We start from the raw sequence: 17,117 nt of genomic DNA, 5'->3' as shown, positions 1-17,117 counted from the left end.
AATAGGAAGTATCAAAGGTCGATAAAAATAATTCTACCCAAAATAATACAAAAAAGGAGACATTTAATGGAAGAAGTCGTAATTGTCAGTGCTGCCAGAACCCCCATCGGTTCATTCGGAGGCAGCCTCAAAAATTGTACCGCAGTGGATCTGGGGAAAACAGCCACAGAAGCTGCGTTGAACCGTTCCGGTTTATCCCCTGAAGAAGTGGATTCCGTCATTTTCGGGAACGTCCTGCAGGCAGGCATAGGCCAGAACACGGCGCGGCAGATTGCCGTCGCAGCCGGAATCCCCTATGAAAAAACAGCCATGACGATCAATGAAGTCTGTGGCTCCGGTTTGAAAGCAATCATTCTCGCGAGCCAAGCCATCCGTCTGGGCGATGCCAAAACGGTGGTTGTCGGAGGCACCGAAAGCATGTCGCAAGCTCCCTATCTCTTGCCGAACCAACGCTGGGGAAGCAAACTCGGCGATATCAACGCCATCGACAGCCTTGTGCACGACGGCCTGATGGATGCGTTCGATCAGCAACACATGGGCATCACGGCCGAAACGGTGGCGGAAAGATTCCAAGTGAGCCGCGAAGAGCAGGATACTTTCGCGCTGCGCTCCCAACAAAAGGCTTCTGCCGCCCAAGAAGCTGGCTACTTCAAGGAAGAAATCGCGCCTGTCATCCTCACTGACCGCAAGAATCAGCGGACGGTCGTGGCCGAGGACGAATATATCCGCAAAGATGTCACGATGGAGAGCTTGGGTAAATTGAGGCCGGCTTTCCAAAAGAACGGCACGGTGACTGCCGGGAACGCATCCGGAATCAATGACGGAGCGGCCGCTTTGGTGCTGATGCCGAAATCGGAAGCCGAAGCGAAAGGCATCCCTTATCTGGCAACAATCAAAGGCTATGCCGAAACCGGTATTGACCCTGCCATCATGGGCTATGCGCCTTACTACGCCATCAAACAAGTACTGGAGAAGACCGGGCTGCGTGCGGAGGACATCGACCTCTTCGAATTGAATGAAGCGTTCGCCTCCCAGAGCATCGCCGTAGTCAGGGATTTGGGCTTGCCCGAGGAAAAAGTCAACATCAGCGGCGGCGCCATTGCCTTGGGCCATCCCATCGGCGCATCCGGATCCCGGATTTTGGTAACCTTGCTGCATGCACTGGAACGGACTGATACGAAGATCGGTCTCGCCTCCCTTTGCATCGGTGGCGGAATGGGCATTGCCATGATCGTTGAGCGCCCTTGAACCTGTTTTTGACCACACCCGTTCCCTCCCCCGTCATTTGCTTGAACGGGGGAGTTTTTCCATAAAAATGTGCATAAGAACAGCGCGCATTTCGATATGTTATTGAGTTTTCAACGAAAATGTGGCATACTCTTTATGAGAAATTTTTAATTTAAAAATGAGAATAATGTAGAGGAGACTGAATCCGTGACGACCTATCATAGCACACGAAATGCAGAAAAAACACTGACGGCTTCACAAGCAATATTACAAGGGATAGCGCCAGACGGCGGATTGTACGTACCCGATCACATTCCGGCTTTGGACATCGCATTGGATCGCCTAGCCGACATGACTTACCAAGAATTAGCTTACGAAGTAATGAAAAACTTTTTTGACGACTTCACTGAAGAAGAATTAAAACATTGCGTCAACGCAGCTTACGATGACAAATTTGACGACTCCAGCATCGTCCCATTGGTGAAAGCCGACGGACACCACTACTTGGAATTGTTCCACGGCCCGACAATCGCGTTCAAGGACATGGCCCTTTCCATCTTGCCACACCTATTGACGACTTCAGCCAAAAAGAACGGCAGCACAAAAGAAATCGTGATCCTGACAGCTACTTCCGGCGATACCGGAAAAGCGGCTTTGGTCGGATTCGCGGATGTGCCGAACACACGCATCATCGTCTTCTATCCTAAGAACGGCGTCAGCGCCATCCAGGAAAAACAGATGGTGACGCAAAAAGGCGACAACACCTCCGTTGTAGCAATCGACGGAAACTTCGATGACGCACAGACGAACGTCAAAAACATGTTCGGAAACGCAGACTTGGCGGCACGTTTGGATGAAGCAGGCTTCCAATTCTCCTCAGCCAACTCCATCAACATCGGACGACTGATCCCGCAAGTGGTCTATTACGTCTACGCTTACGGCCAAATGGTGAAACAAGGCGCTATCGCTGCCGGCGAACCGATGAACGTCGTTGTCCCTACCGGAAACTTCGGGAATATTTTGGCTGCTTACTTCGCAAAACAAATGGGCTTGCCGATCCAAAAACTGATCATCGCTTCAAACGAAAACAAAGTCTTGGTCGATTTCTTTGAGACAGGCGCTTATGATCGTAACCGCGACTTCATTTTGACGACTTCCCCGTCCATGGACATCCTAGTTTCCAGCAACTTGGAACGCCTATTGTTCCTGTTGGCCAATGAGAGCGCGGAAGCTGTCCAAACTTTCATGGACCAATTGAAGGAAATCGGCCGCTACGAAGTGACGGAAGAAATGAAGGAAAAAGCAAAGGATTTCTATGCCGATTACGCGACAGAAGAAGAAGTCAGTGCTCAGATTGCTGCGCTTTATCATGCTGAAGGCTATGTCATCGACCCACACACAGCTGTGGCGGCGCATGTTGCCAACACGTATGTAGCTGAAACCGATGATCACACTCCGATCATCATCGCGTCGACTGCCAGCCCTTATAAATTCCCGCAAGCTGTCCTGAATGCCATTGATCCCGAGTTTTCGGATGATTCGATTGAAGAAATGTTGGACCGCCTAAGAGAATTGAGCGGCGTTGCTTTCCCAGCCGCAATCGAAGAATTATTGCATGCAGAAGTTCGCCACAACACCGTTATCGCTTCCGATGACATGCAGAAGAGCGTCGAGTCCATCCTGGGCTTGAACTGATTCAAGAATGTTTAAACGCCTAGCCGGCGGTCCGGAATGTATCCGGACCGCCGGCTTTTTTTGTGGTGTTGGGCTAGGTTTAGTTCTATCCTCCGGTGAATACAGTCGTCGACGGAGCTGAGGATGCATAGATATGCTCTCCTCCAGCCAATTTCTCCTCACCGGAGGTAGCGGCTGGATTTCACTCGCAACTCCGGCCAACCGCGCTTGGCCGGAGTTGCCGGTAATATTCCTTTCGTTTCTTCATCTAGGCACACACATCATCGAGAAATCCGCCCCGTTTTTTGGTAAAATAGAGTCAGATAGATACAGAATCGAGGCGCTACATGAATATATTGATCGACGGGGATGCTTGTCCCGTAAAAGACATCATCATAGAAGAAGCCATCAAACGCGAAATACCGGTCACAATCGTCACCAGTTTTGCGCACTTTTCCAATGCACCCCAACCGCCCGGAGTAAAGACGGTCTACGTCGATTCGGGCGCGGACGCAGCTGATTTCAAAATCATCCAGCTCGCAAAAAGAGGCGATCTGCTGGTCACACAGGACTATGGTTTGGCCTCCCTGGCTTTGCCGAAAGGACTGACCGTTCTCCATCACAAAGGTTTTGCCTACGACAAAAGCAATATGGAACGGCTGCTTGAAGACCGGTACATGAGCGCCATGGTCCGCAAAAGCGGCAAACGCACAAAAGGCCCGAAGCCATTCACGGATGCTGATCGGCATACCTTCCGGAAACTGCTTATTTCCAAGTTGCAAGAAACCTAACCGAACCAAGGAAGAGGTGCATCCAGATGCGCAATGAAATCATTATCGAAGATGTGAAACATGTCATCGCAGAAAAGCTGAGGAACGAAGCTACGGGGCATGATTGGTGGCATACGCTCCGGGTCTACAACACGTCCATGGACATTGCCGAAGCGGAAGGAAACGGCGATCGCCTCATCATCGGCTTGGCGGCCCTTTTGCATGATGTCGCCGACCACAAATTCGGCTACACTGATGCCGACCGCGAAGCCATCATCACCGACATCCTCAGACCTTTCGAGCTGAGCGATTCCATCATCGAGCAGGTCATCTACATCGTGAACAATCTTTCCTTCAAGCAAGGGAAAAACAAGCATATTTTGGAAACGATCGAAGGCCGGATCGTGAAGGATGCCGACCGCTTGGATGCCATCGGCGCAATCGGCATCGCGCGCGCTTTTGCATACGGTGGGCACAAAGACCGGCCACTTTATGATCCCGAGCACGGTGGGGATCCGGACAGCGATACGATCGGCCACTTCCACGAAAAACTGCTCCTGCTGAAGGACGGCATGCATACGGAAGCCGGCAAACAAAAGGCGATCGCCCGCCACACTCGGATGGAACAGTTCCTGAAGGACTTCCATTCCGAATGGGAAGGCCACTGATAAAATGCGAAAAGGGACCGTCTACAAATGAGACGGTCCCTTCTTTGTGGTTTGGCGGTATCGTTTTTTGTTCTGGGGTTCGAGTTCACGGAAAGATTCCCCGCCAAAACCGGTTTTGGTGGGGAATCTCGTGGTGTCCAAGGCCATTGTTCCCCGCCAAAGTACTTTTGGCGGGTTTTCTGACTGTGATTTGAACTGATTTTCCCCGTCAAAATGGTTTTGGCGGGTTATTTTAGCATAAATTCAATTCCCCTATAAAATCACAGTGCCATTTCGTAGATTTTTCTGCTGATGTCCAGTGTCTGGTCAGCGCGTTCCGAAAGGCGATCGCGTTTGTGGACTTCCAGTTGCTCCACCATATAGTCGATGTCCGTCTCTTCGATGCCGATTTCACTGAATCGGGTCGGCATTTCCAACGAACGGAAGAATTCCTCGGTTTTGCGGATGCCGAAATCGATCCGCGCCTCATCGTCACCTTCCGTAGCACCCCATACGCGTTCTGCATACTGGAGCAATTTATCCCATTTTTCCTTTTTGCGTACCTTCATGGTGGCAGGCAGGATGACCGAAAGCGTACGGGCATGATCGGTTCCGTTCAAAGCGGTAATTTCGTAGCCCAACGCATGGCTGGACCAGTCTCCCGGCACCCCTGAAGCTGTGAAGCCGTTGAAGCCATTCGTCACTGTCCACATGAAATTCGCGCGCGTGTTGTAGTCTATTTCTTCATCCGCCAGGACTTCCTGGCCTATTTCGATGAAAGTATGCAGAATGCCTTCAGACCAACGATCCTGCAGTTTCGCGCCGACCGGATAGGTCAGATAGTTCTCCATGACATGGACAAAGGAATCGGAGAGTCCGTTCGCCAATTGCCTTTTCGGCAACGTGTACGTCAACTCGGGCTCTAGAATCGAAAATGCCGGAAAGAGGTTCTCATTTTTGATGCTCACCTTTGCCTGCAATTCCTCGAAGCTGACGACGGTGATCGGGTTCATTTCCGAGGAGGTGGCAGGAATCGTCAAAACCGTCCCGAAAGGCATGGCCTTTTCAACCGGCAGCCCTTTGCCGACTCCGCTTGCGAAGATATCAATCGGATTGCCTTCAAACAGGCTGGCTGCGGCGATGAATTTCGTGCCGTCGATGACCGAGCCGCCGCCTACCGCGATCAGGAAGGTGTATCCTTCCGTTTTGATTTTCTCTACAGCATCCATCAGGTATTCAAAAACCGGATTCGCCGGAATGCCGCCGAACTCCCCCCATTCCCTGTCGCCCAGAGCCTCCACGACACGGTCGAAAGTGCCTGAGCGTTTGGCGCTGCCGCCTCCGTAGGTGATCAATACGTTTGCATCTTTAGGCACAAACTTGTCGATTTTTTTGACCTGATCCCGTCCGAATGCGATCCGGACAGGGTTATAAAATTCAAAATCCATGATTTCAGCTGACGGTGACATAATATTCCCCCATTGGTTTCAGATAGTTATGCTAACTTTGTGCACAAGGCGTCGATCGCATTTTCAAAGATGGCAAGGCCGGCCTCCAACTGTTCATCTGTCATGACCAACGGAGCCAGGAAACGGACCACATTCCCGTAGGTACCTGCATTTTCGATTATCAGGCCGGTCTGTACACATTGTTGGATCAGTGCGTTCACCAATTCCGGAGCGGGTTCCTTCGTCAGTCGATCTTTGATGAATTCGACGCCGATCATGCCGCCCAATCCGCGCACATCGCCGATTTCTTTGTATTGCTGTTGCCATTCCTCAACGCGGGCAGTGTAGGCTGCACCCAGTTCCAATGAACGTTCGCAGAGATTTTCGTCTTCGATGACTTGAATCGTCGCAAGTGCCGCAGCACAGGATACCGAATTGCCTCCGAAGGTGCCTCCGATCAATCCGCCCCCAATCCCTTTGACGATTTCGTCACGGGCAACGATGGCGCTGAGCGGGAACCCGCCTGCGATTGATTTTGCCGTACAAAGGATATCCGGTGCACAGCCGGCTTCTTCGTAGTAGGAAGATGCGAACAGTTTGCCTGTGCGCCCGAATCCGGTCTGCACTTCGTCCGTCACCATCATGATGCCATTATCATCACAGATCTGGCGGACAGCTTTGACCCACTCGATCGGAGCCGGGATGAAACCACCCTCCCCCTGCACCGGTTCGAATACAATGGCTGCAACTTGGCTTGCCGGCGTCAACTCGTCAAAGGCGCGTTTGATGCGTTCGATGTAATAGGCGACTGCCTCTTCATCCGTGTAATAGGCCGGTTTGCGGTAAAGGTTCGGATAATCCACGCGGAATATCCCATCCGGGAATGGCCCTAAGCCAATCGAGTTGGCTTTTTTCGCCGTCATGTGCGTCGTCAGCAGCGTACGCCCGTGGAATGCACCAGAGAATACGATGACATTCGGACGTTTCGTGTAGGCTCTCGCCACCTTTACGCCGTTTTCGATTGCTTCCGCACCGCTGTTCGCAAAGAATGTCCGCTTCTTGAAACCCTTCACCGGTACGATGTCGTTCATTTTTTCAGCCAATTCGATATACTTTTCGCTCGTAAGGATATTAATCATCGCATGAAAATAATCATTTTCCTGCTGCTTGACCGCTTCGACCACTTTCGGGTGGCGGTGGCCGATATTCAGAACGCCTACGCCTCCGACCCAATCCAAAAAGCGGTTGCCGTCAACGTCCTCGATGATGGCGCCCTCTGCCTTCGCGATCGCAACCGGGTAGACGCATGTCAAAGAAGGAGGGATCGCTTCAGATCTCCGTGCCAGTATGGCTGCTGCCTTTTCCCCCGGCAATGCCGCAGTGATGATTTCCGGCAATTGATATCTCAATTCTGTTTCTGTAAGTGATGTTGTTCCTGTCATAACGCTCGCTCCCCTTTTCATGCATACTTGTCATATCTTTTGTAACTTCGATGGTTTGATTATATAGATTTACCAGGCAAACAAAAAACATTTGTTGACACTGTATAGGACATTTTCTGTTATCCGATGTCAGCTTCATTCACATCGTTTTGGGAACATGGTTGCAATAACAAGAAAAATCTTCGATACATAAAGGATTCCAAGCAAAAAAACCTCCCGTTATCTTTACGGAAGGTTTCCTGACATGAATCTCGATTTATTTTTCATTTTCATTTCATTTAAAGAATATTGCCCAGCAAACAGGAGCGGAAATGTAAGGACGTCCGTTCCAAAACGGACTCATGAATTTCCATTTCGCTCCACAAAATGACCGAAACTGAAACGGACTGCATTTTTTTGGTCGCCGAATTGGTTGCCTTCCTTCACCACCACTTTTTCCTTCAACAATTCCTGAAGCAATTCATCCATCTCGGCATCGGTTTTATTGGCGAAGTGACAATATAGATGGTAGCCGCCTTTTGCCGGTTCAAAACTTATTTCCGGTCCATATCTGTTTCTGAGCCACGTCTGCAATTTGCCAGCGCGCTCTTTCAAAGCCGTAATGATGATTGGGAGATGGTCTGTGATTTCGCTCGCCAAATAATGGTCAGCCAACAGTTGCGGCAAGAAACTCAATCCGGAGTCGATCTGATCCCGAATGTCGGCCAATTCCCGGATAATGGCGGCTGGTCCAACCATCCAACCAATCCGGATATGCTGGCCGGCAAATTTGGATAAAGAACCCAGATAAAGCACTTGTTGTCGTTTATCCAAGCTTTTCAACGGACGGTTATCGACCGTTTCATCAAAAATAAAACTGCCGTAAGCATCATCCTCAACAATCGGGATGCGCTTCAGCAAACAATAATCAAGGACGGCCTGTTTGCGCTCCGGACTCATGACCGTCCCTGTCGGATTCTGGAAAATCGGATTCAGAAAAATCATCTTCAGAGGATACTGCAAGGAAGCTTCCTGGAGCCCCTTGACGGTCATTCCCTCGCCATCCATCGGAATCGGAATAATCCGCAGACCGGCAGCCTGAAATAACCGCAAAGAATAGAAATAAGAGGGAGCTTCGATGCCAATCGCATCACCCGGCTTCAACAGCCCTTGCGTAATCAAAAACAATGATTGCTGGGTTCCCGAAGTGATGAAGATTTCCTCCAGCGGGACAGTCATCCCGTAAGCGTTCTGCAGGTGATTTTGGACACTTTCCCTCGTTGCTTGGATTCCTCGGTTTTCCCGGATGAATGTGGCTTCCCCATGTAACATTTCCCCCAGCGAAATATCCGGGATCTTCAGTTCCGGCAGGAGGTCCTTCGGCAAATCCCCGTTTCCCAAATCCAGAATTTCGCGCGATCTGTGCTGAGCCAACAGCTGTTTGACGTTCCTTTGATAAGGGGTGTCCACCGAAAGATTATCCGGCGTCAAGGAAGTCCGCCAATTGATGGTGGGCCTTGTCTGCATTCCCCATTTATTCGGATTTACGAACGTTCCGCTGCCCCTTTTACGAATGAGGATCCCCTGAGTCGTCAGCTCTTCCAGTGCCCGGATGACGGTCGATCGGTTGACCTGCAGTTCCTCCGCCAGCTTGCGTTCCGCCGGCAAGGCTCGACCGGGGACCAAATCACCGGCTTTTATCTTCTCTTCGATCAGCTGCATAAGCTGTTGATAGAGCGGCATGCCCCTATCCAGATCCAGTCTCCACTCCGCCATTCCTTCACTCTCCTTGGTTTTTAATCATTATACACCAAATTGGTTGGTTCGGAAACAGTCCAATTGGATGTAGGTGTTCCAAGATAATTGGATTATGATTTAACCATTATTTAATCATTTTATCATTTAAAACCAGGAGGAATATTTATGACAACAAAAATTATCGGTTCAGAAAAAGTAAAACGCGGGATGGCCCAAATGCAAAAAGGCGGCGTCATCATGGATGTCGTGAATGCGGAGCAGGCAAGGATCGCCGAAGCGGCTGGAGCCGTAGCGGTCATGGCTTTGGAGCGCGTGCCTTCGGATATCCGCGCCGCTGGAGGTGTTGCCCGGATGGCGGATCCCACCATCGTCGAGGCAGTGATGAACGCCGTGAGCATTCCCGTCATGGCGAAAGCCCGCATCGGCCACATCACGGAAGCGCGCATCCTGGAAGCGATGGGCGTCGACTATATCGATGAGAGCGAAGTGCTGACCCCTGCCGATGAGGAATTCCATCTTTTGAAATCGGACTATACCGTTCCTTTCGTCTGCGGTTGCCGCGATTTGGGTGAAGCCTTGCGCCGAATTGGTGAAGGGGCTTCGATGTTGCGTACAAAAGGCGAGCCGGGGACCGGCAATATCGTGGAGGCCGTCCGCCATATGCGAAAAGTCAACGGGCAAATCCGCCAGTTGATCACGAAATCGGACGATGAACTGATGACGTTCGCAAAGGAAATCGGAGCCCCTTACGAATTGGTCAAGGAAATTAAACTGCTCGGGAAATTGCCTGTCGTGAACTTTGCTGCCGGTGGCGTCGCAACTCCAGCTGATGCTGCCTTGATGATGAGCTTGGGTGCGGACGGCGTCTTCGTTGGATCCGGCATCTTCAAAGCCGAAAATCCCGAAAAATTCGCCCGTGCCATCGTCCGTGCGACAACCAATTACGAAGACTATGCCTTGTTAGCCGAACTTTCCAAAGGCTTGGGCGAACCGATGAAAGGAATCGACATCAGCACACTCCACGCCTCCGAACGCATGCAAGAAAGAGGCTGGTAAACATGACGAAAAAAATCGGCGTATTGGCCTTGCAGGGTGCCGTCACAGAGCACCTGCAGGCACTGGCTAAATTGGGCGTCACCGCGGCTGCCGTGAAACTGCCTGGCGATCTAGCGGAGCTGGATGGGCTGATCATCCCAGGAGGCGAATCGACCGCCATCGGCCGTTTGATCCGCGAACAACATTTGGAGGAACCATTGCGAGCATTTTTCGCAGCTGGCAAAGCGATTTTCGGCACTTGCGCTGGATTGATTCTTTGCAGCACGGACAGCAGTCATGCACCTGAGGAATTGCGGCTTGGCTTCATCGACATCGAAGTAGAACGGAACGGCTTCGGGCGCCAAGTCGACAGTTTCGAAGCCCTGCTGCCTTTTGAAGGCATCGCAGAACCGGTGGAAGCCGTCTTCATCCGTGCCCCTTACATCCGCTCCGTCAACAAAGGCGTACGGGTGCTGGCCAGCTTCGAAGGCAAGATCGTAGCGGCCGAAAACGACCAGATTCTGGTCACGGCTTTCCATCCGGAATTGACGGACGATCTGTCGGTATTCGAGTACTTTTTGGGAAAAATTGACTGAGATACAGACCAAACTTAATACAGCCCGGTAAATAGTGTGTTTCTCTGCCCAAATCTTGTCCCTCCTCCGGCCACCATCCCCTGGCCGGAGGAGAGAGCATTCTGAAGCAATCCAACTCCGGTAAGCATCTCTTCTCCGGAGTAAACGCCACATAGGAATGCCCGACCTCCGGCGAAGCCGTCGTTCACCGGAGCTTAAGATTTTATCGCTTATTTTCACAATAAATAAAATCCCCTGCTCACGCACTTATATGCGTAAGCAGGGGATTTTGTATTTGTTTAGTCCAGATCTTCACCATTGCTGGCGATGGCTTTTTGGTACCAGTAGAAGGAATCCTTCTTCAGGCGATCCAAACTGCCTGAACCGTCGTTGTTGCGGTCAACATAGATGTAACCGTAGCGTTTCGACATCTCGCCCGTACCGGCTGAAACCAGGTCGATACAGCCCCAAGAAGTGTAGGCAACAAGATCGACGCCATCCAGCACGATCGCATCCCGCATCGCTTTGACATGGTCACGGAGGTAGGAGATGCGGTAATCATCATGGATTTTGCCGTCGACGATTTCATCCACAGCGCCCAAGCCGTTTTCGACTACCATCAGCGGCAGTTGGTAACGGGAATGGAAGGTGTTAAGAGAAACGCGCAGACCCAATGGATCGACTTGCCAACCCCATTCCGATTCCGCCAAGTATGGGTTCTTCTCACCCATCAAGGCATTGCCTTCACCCGGCACGCCGGATTGCGCAAAGCTGGCAGCGCTGGAAGCATAGTAGCTGAAGGAAATGAAATCGACAGTATGTGCAGCCAAGATTTCCTCGTCGCCTTGTTCGAACGCAACGTTGATGCCTTTAGAGGCGAAGTAAGCCAGTTTGCTCGGCGGGTAGTAACCGCGGGCATGGACATCTGAGAAGAACAGTTTCTCTTCTTCTTTCCGTTGCGCAGACCAAACGTCTTCCGGTTTTGCCGACAACGGATAGACTGGTGCGTAGGCGATCATGCAGCCGATGCGGTTGTCGGGATCGATTGCCCGTGCAGCCTTCGTCGCCAAAGCGCTGGCGACGAATTGGTGATGCAAGGCTTGGTACATGATTTCTTCCTGGCTTTCTCCCGCTTCAGCTTTCGAACCGATCGAAATCTGCGGCAGGAACGTCGCCATGTTGATTTCATTGAAGGTCAGCCAATAGTTGACTTTTCCTTGATAGCGTTCAAACAAAGTAGTCGCATATCTTTCAAAGAAGCCGATCAGCTTGCGGTTTTTCCAACCGCCGTAGTGGTCGACCAGATATTGCGGCATTTCGAAATGGGAGATCGTCACCAATGGTTCGATGCCGTATTTCGCCAATTCATCGAAGACATCATCGTAAAATGCCAGGCCCGCTTCGTTCGGTTCCAGTTCATCGCCATTCGGGAAAATCCGCGACCAAGCGATCGACATCCGGAACATCCGGAAGCCCATCTCGGCGAACAAAGCGATATCTTCCTTATAGCGGTTATAGAAATCGATGCCGATGTGCGAAGGATAGTAATCGCCGACTCCGGCAAAGCGTTCGGCAAAATCGCGCGAGCAGGTCAGTTGGTCGATTACCGACGGGCCTTTCCCATCAGCGTCCCAACCTCCTTCAAATTGATTGGCAGCTGTAGCGCCGCCCCAGAAGAAACCTTCTGGAAATCTTTTATCTGCAGACATGGCTATTCCTCCTATTTCCGTACCAAAGAGGCGCCGTCTGTTGCGATGACTTCTTTGTACCAGTTGAATGATTTTTTCTTGTAACGGTTCAACGTGCCGGATCCGTCGTCGTGACGGTCGACATAGATGAAGCCGTAACGTTTCTTCAATTCTGCAGTCGAAGCGCTGACCAAATCGATACAGCCCCAAGTTGTGTAGCCCATCAGATCGACGCCGTCTGCGATTGCTTCCGCAACCTGCACCAAGTGATCGTTCAGGTAGTTGATGCGGTAGTCATCGTTGACAGTCATTTGGCCGTCTTCGCCTTCAACCAGCTGATCGACTGCACCTAAGCCGTTTTCAACGATGAACAATGGTTTTTGATAACGATCCCAGAAAGTATTCAGGATAACACGAAGCCCTTTTGGATCGATCTGCCAGCCCCACTCGGAAGCCTCCAAGTATGGATTATGGATACCGCCCAAAATATTGCCTTCGCCTGCTGCTCTCTTGGCAGGATCTGCCGTTTCCGTGGAACTCATGTAGTAGCTGAAGGAAACGAAATCGACCGTGTTCTTCAGGATTTCTTCGTCTTCCGGCGTAATGTTCAGCTCGATGCCGTGCTCACGGAAATAGCGTTTCATGTAACCAGGATACGTGCCGCGTACATGCACATCCGAGAAGAAGAAGTTTTGGCGATCCGCTTCCATCACCGCGATGATATCATCGGGATGGGAAGTCAACGGATACGTCGGCATAGCGATGACCATGCAGCCGATTTTGAAGTCCGGATTGATTTCATGGCCGATTTTTGTTGCCAAGGCACTTGCTACCAATTCGTGATGGCAAGCTTGGTACAAATCGGATTTAGACAATTGATCTTTCGGTGTCGCGATTCCGCCGCTCATGAATGGCGCGTGGATGATCGAGTTGATTTCATTGAACGTCAACCAGTATTTGACTTTGTCTTTGTAGCGCGTGAAGACCGTGCGCACATAGTTTTCGTAGAAACCGATCATTTTGCGGTTAACCCAGCCATCGTATTCGCGGGCAAGGTGCAGCGGTGTTTCGTAGTGGGACAAAGTGATCAGCGGCTCGATGCCGTATTTTGCCAATTCGTCAAACAGATCATCGTAGAACTGCAAGCCGGCTTCGTTCGGTTCCGTTTCGTCGCCGTTCGGGAAAATGCGCGTCCAAGCGATGGATGTACGGTATGTTTTGAAGCCCATTTCCGCAAACAAGGCGATATCTTCCTTGTAGCGGTGGTAGAAGTCAATCCCTTCCAATTTCATGTTGTCGGGTGTAGGCCCATCAGTGATCGGCCCGAATCCTCCTTGAGGGGTTACGTCCTGAACAGAAAGCCCCTTTCCGTCAACATTATAAGCACCTTCGTATTGGTTAGCGGCTGTTGCGCCACCCCATAAAAATCCTTTTGGAAATACTGTTTGCATGTGATCGCTCCTATTCTTTTTCTGGTTCTATTTTATGCACAAGTCTGCCCGGTTGCTGGACAGCCCTGAATTTTGAAACCTTATCCAAATCGGTTCGGGCGCCTGAGACCACAAACCAAATCCCCCGAATATCTGGTTTTTATTCGGGGATATGGCTTGCGGTCTAGGTTTTTTCCCCGGATATCTGGTTTTTATCCAGGAATATTGCTTGCGGTTGAGATTGATTTCCCGAATACTTTTCGTTTATGCGATGACCGTCAGCAGATAGTCGCCTTCAGTCAATTTTGATTCTTTCGTCGTGATGACATCCAGGTAGTCATTGCTGTTTGTTACGATGATTGGTGTGATGATTTCATAGCCTGCTTTTTGGATAAAGTCGATGTCGAATTCCAATAATAATTGGCCAGCTACTACTTTATCGCCTTGGTGCACATGGCTCGTGAAGCCTTTCCCTTCCAATTGGACCGTATCCATTCCGACGTGTATCAGGATTTCTGTTCCGTTTTCAGTCGTCAAACCGATCGCATGTTGCGTCGGGAACAAAAGTGTTACAGTTGCGTTTGCTGGAGCATAGACTTCGCCGACAGTCGGACGGATCGCGATTCCTTTACCAAGTGCGCCAGTCGCAAAAGCTTCATCCGGAACATCTGACAATAGAACCATTTCGCCGATCATTGGGCTAGCGACCAAATCTTTTTCAGCTGCTGCGCTCAAATCTTTTTTCATTGCTTCAACAACTACAGAGTTTGTGTTCAGTGTTGTTGCTGTATTTGTTGCAGTTGCTGCAGTTTCCGTTTCTCCGTAAAGAACTGGAATTTTTGAGAAGAAGACAAGGATGAAGCCGGCAACAAAACCTACTGCACATACGATGATGGAAGCCCAGAAGTTGAAGGTCATTGATCCGTTTGCTTCCAAGTAGCTAGGGAATGAGAAGACGCCCATACCGCCCATACGGTAGCTTGTCAATTTGAAGATACCTGCCACGATACCGGAGATGGCACCAGCAATGCAGCTCAATTGGAACGGACGTTTCATCGGTAAAGTGATACCGTAGATAGCAGGCTCAGTTACTCCGAACAAGCCGGAAATGAAAGCTGGAATGCTCAATTGTTTCACTTTTGCTTCTTTCGTTTTCAACAAAATAGCCAATACTGCACCTGTCTGAGCGAAAGAAACACCTAATACAGTAGACAATAGTTGATCATAACCCTGTGTCGCCAAGTTATTGATTGCGATCGGCACCAAGCCCCAATGCAAACCGAACATGACGAATACTTGCCAGCCACCGCCCAATACAGCGCCTGCAACGATCGGGCTCAAGTTATAGATCCAGGATACGCCTGCGCCAAGCAACGTTGCAGCCCATGTGGCAAGCGGTCCGACAAACAAGATAGTCAATGGAACGACGATCAACAAGGTGAAGAAAGGCACCATGAACAATTTCACGACATCCGGAATGATTTTTTTCAAGACCTTTTCGACTTTGGAACCCAAGAAGACGGCCAACAGAATCGGCACAACCGATGAAGCGTAGCTCATCATGATGACCGGCAAGCCCAAGAATGTCATGTAGATCGGCGATTCAAAAATGGAACCAGCGAATAAAGTGTACAATGGATCGATTCCAGCAGGATTGACCAAGCCTGGATAGACCATTGCAGTTGCGACTGCCATCGCCGTAAAGCTGTTCATTTTGAAATGTTTGCTGGCGGTGAAGGCAAGGAAAATCGGCAGGAAGTTGAAGAATCCGTCACCTGCTGCTTGAATCAGGACATATGCCCCATCGGTAGTTGATATGCCCGCAGCCACCAAAATTGCGGCCACACCTTTCAACATCCCCGTAGCAGCCAATGGTCCCAGGATCGGTTGGAAAATTTTCGAGATCATATCGATGAACTGATTGAATAGGCTGCCTTTCGGACCTTCATCCTCTGCTTCCACTTCGCCGCCGCCATTCAATCCGCCGACTGCGTTGACTGCTGCGTATACGTCCGGTACGTGATTGCCGATGACGACTTGATACTGTCCGCCGCTTTGGATGACGGTAACGATGCCTTCGAGCTTCTTCAAATAATCAGTGTCCGCCTTACTTTCGTCAACCAATTTGAAACGCAGACGCGTGATGCAGTGAGCCAAGCTACGGACGTTTTCTTTGCCGCCCACATGAGCCAAAATGTCTTTTGCTAATTCTTCATATTTCATGTTATATCCCTCTTTTTCTATTATTTTTTATAAAAAAAACCTAAATAGAGAGCATGGGAATTTCTTCCCCGCTGTCTACTTAGGTTTTGCCTGCTTTACCAGTAACAATCCTCTTGAGAGCATTTAAGTATTTACTTTTGCTGCACGACCCGATGGATATGGATCGTGAGGTAAACAAGTTCGTCGGTCCCGACTTGAAAATGGTGGGCAGCTCCGACATAGGTCGATATTTTGTTGGCACACGTATAGGCAGCCGGATAGTTTGCCTTCACTTGCTCCACCAAGAAGGTGTCCGGAGCCGTCTGGAAAACTTCTCCCATGACGACCCGCTGCGCAAAGTACTGAAGATGAGTGTAGAAACGATTATAGGAAATCGATTCTTCATCGAAAGCGACTCCGAAATGCAAGCGGACGATGTTCAGGATGTCCTGAACGATCCGGGTCACTTTCATCGTCTCTTCGATCATTTGCCCTTCCTTCTGCGCATTCACGAAATGAAGCGCGATAGATGTTGCTTCATCGGGTGCCATCATGACACCTGTATGCTCCGCGATAAGTTCAAGCCCAATTTTGCCGAGCTCGTATTCCCGTCGATAGAACTTCTTCACTTCGAAGGCCAAAGGGTTGGTCAAAACGATCCCTTCCTTTGTCCGCTGGATGGCGTAATGGATATGGTCGGCAAGCGTCAGGTAGACGTTTGCTTGGAAGATATGATTCAGCCTTGTCTCGGCCTCTTGTATGATCTTAAAAATGGCATCTGATTCTTCTTGCGGTAAATCCTGATAAATGGCCTTGAATTGATCTGCTGAATCATTTTCCTGGATGACGAAGGTCTTCTCGATCAAAGACTTGTCGAAAACGTCTCCTGATCTTTTCTGGAAACCGATCCCTTTTCCCATCACAATGACTTCGGATGAATCTCCGGCTTTCGCCAGCACCACGTTGTTATTGTAGACTTTTTCAATCTTCATCGATTATCCCCATTCCCCCTTCCATTAAAAAAAACCTAAACTAACACCAAATGATGTGCACATCATCTCGTATCAATTTAGGTTTTGCCTGCACAACCAGTAACAATCCTATGAACAACATGTTAGCACTTCCAACAAAAAGATGCAAGCCCTTTCCTTAAAAAAATCTCATTTTCATTTGGTGCGTTGATGGAACAGCATTTTTTTGAAAACGAATGTTATTCGGTTTATGACTAGCGTGCTGCGGAGC

At 50.0% G+C, this 17,117-nt stretch carries 13 protein-coding genes; 6 read left to right on the top strand and 7 right to left on the bottom strand.

All coding sequences use genetic code 11. The annotated features are described in order from the left end of the window. Positions 1-66: 66 nt before the first annotated feature. From C7R56_RS02470 to C7R56_RS02455, 4 genes are all read left to right on the top strand, one after another. Positions 67-1,248, top strand: a complete 1,182-nt coding sequence (locus C7R56_RS02470; RefSeq protein WP_107995004.1) for an acetyl-CoA C-acetyltransferase — start codon at positions 67-69, stop codon at positions 1,246-1,248. Positions 1,249-1,434: 186 nt separating this feature from the next. Continuing rightward, entirely contained in the window at positions 1,435-2,922 is a 1,488-nt protein-coding gene (gene thrC / locus C7R56_RS02465; RefSeq protein WP_107995003.1) for a threonine synthase, read from the top strand. A gap of 326 nt (positions 2,923-3,248) precedes the next feature. Next, positions 3,249-3,692 (top strand): YaiI/YqxD family protein, encoded by a 444-nt coding sequence (locus tag C7R56_RS02460; protein ID WP_107995002.1) that lies wholly within the window; start codon positions 3,249-3,251, stop codon positions 3,690-3,692. 26 nt (positions 3,693-3,718) lie between these two features. Continuing rightward, entirely contained in the window at positions 3,719-4,339 is a 621-nt protein-coding gene (locus tag C7R56_RS02455) for an HD domain-containing protein (protein WP_107995001.1), read from the top strand. A 260-nt stretch (positions 4,340-4,599) separates the two neighbouring features. Here C7R56_RS02455 and C7R56_RS02450 read toward each other — a convergent pair whose 3' ends face one another. The 3 genes from C7R56_RS02450 to C7R56_RS02440 form a co-directional block, all read right to left on the bottom strand. Beyond that, a complete protein-coding gene (locus C7R56_RS02450) occupies positions 4,600-5,787 on the bottom strand; it encodes an iron-containing alcohol dehydrogenase (RefSeq protein ID WP_107995000.1) in 1,188 nt (395 codons plus the stop codon). 26 nt (positions 5,788-5,813) lie between these two features. Further along, positions 5,814-7,208, bottom strand: coding sequence for an aspartate aminotransferase family protein (locus C7R56_RS02445; protein WP_107994999.1), 1,395 nt, complete (start codon positions 7,206-7,208; stop codon positions 5,814-5,816). Between the two features lie 339 nt (positions 7,209-7,547). Beyond that, positions 7,548-8,963: an aminotransferase-like domain-containing protein gene (locus tag C7R56_RS02440; RefSeq protein ID WP_107994998.1), complete on the bottom strand. Its 1,416-nt coding sequence runs from the start codon at positions 8,961-8,963 to the stop codon at positions 7,548-7,550. Between the two features lie 147 nt (positions 8,964-9,110). On the opposite strand from C7R56_RS02440, the gene pdxS reads away from it, so the two are divergent. Then, entirely contained in the window at positions 9,111-10,001 is an 891-nt protein-coding gene (gene pdxS, locus C7R56_RS02435) for a pyridoxal 5'-phosphate synthase lyase subunit PdxS (protein WP_107994997.1), read from the top strand. Between the two features lie 2 nt (positions 10,002-10,003). Beyond that, a complete protein-coding gene (gene pdxT, locus C7R56_RS02430; RefSeq protein WP_107994996.1) occupies positions 10,004-10,576 on the top strand; it encodes a pyridoxal 5'-phosphate synthase glutaminase subunit PdxT in 573 nt (190 codons plus the stop codon). A 278-nt stretch (positions 10,577-10,854) separates the two neighbouring features. On the opposite strand, the gene C7R56_RS02425 is transcribed toward pdxT, so the two are convergent. The 4 genes from C7R56_RS02425 to licT form a co-directional block, all read right to left on the bottom strand. Continuing rightward, positions 10,855-12,264: a 6-phospho-beta-glucosidase gene (locus tag C7R56_RS02425; protein ID WP_107994995.1), complete on the bottom strand. Its 1,410-nt coding sequence runs from the start codon at positions 12,262-12,264 to the stop codon at positions 10,855-10,857. 11 nt (positions 12,265-12,275) lie between these two features. Further along, the gene (locus tag C7R56_RS02420) at positions 12,276-13,694 is read right to left on the bottom strand and encodes a glycoside hydrolase family 1 protein (protein WP_107994994.1); all 1,419 of its coding nucleotides are present in this window, start codon (positions 13,692-13,694) and stop codon (positions 12,276-12,278) included. Between the two features lie 243 nt (positions 13,695-13,937). Beyond that, positions 13,938-15,896 (bottom strand): beta-glucoside-specific PTS transporter subunit IIABC, encoded by a 1,959-nt coding sequence (locus C7R56_RS02415; protein ID WP_107994993.1) that lies wholly within the window; start codon positions 15,894-15,896, stop codon positions 13,938-13,940. 131 nt (positions 15,897-16,027) lie between these two features. Next, a complete protein-coding gene (licT, locus tag C7R56_RS02410; RefSeq protein ID WP_107994992.1) occupies positions 16,028-16,867 on the bottom strand; it encodes a BglG family transcription antiterminator LicT in 840 nt (279 codons plus the stop codon). Positions 16,868-17,117: the final 250 nt, after the last annotated feature.

Source organism: Trichococcus paludicola (assembly GCF_003052295.1).
Taxonomy (GTDB): domain Bacteria; phylum Bacillota; class Bacilli; order Lactobacillales; family Aerococcaceae; genus Trichococcus; species Trichococcus paludicola.
Note: the sequence above shows the minus strand (reverse complement) of the source record. Positions and strands in the feature narration are given on the sequence as shown.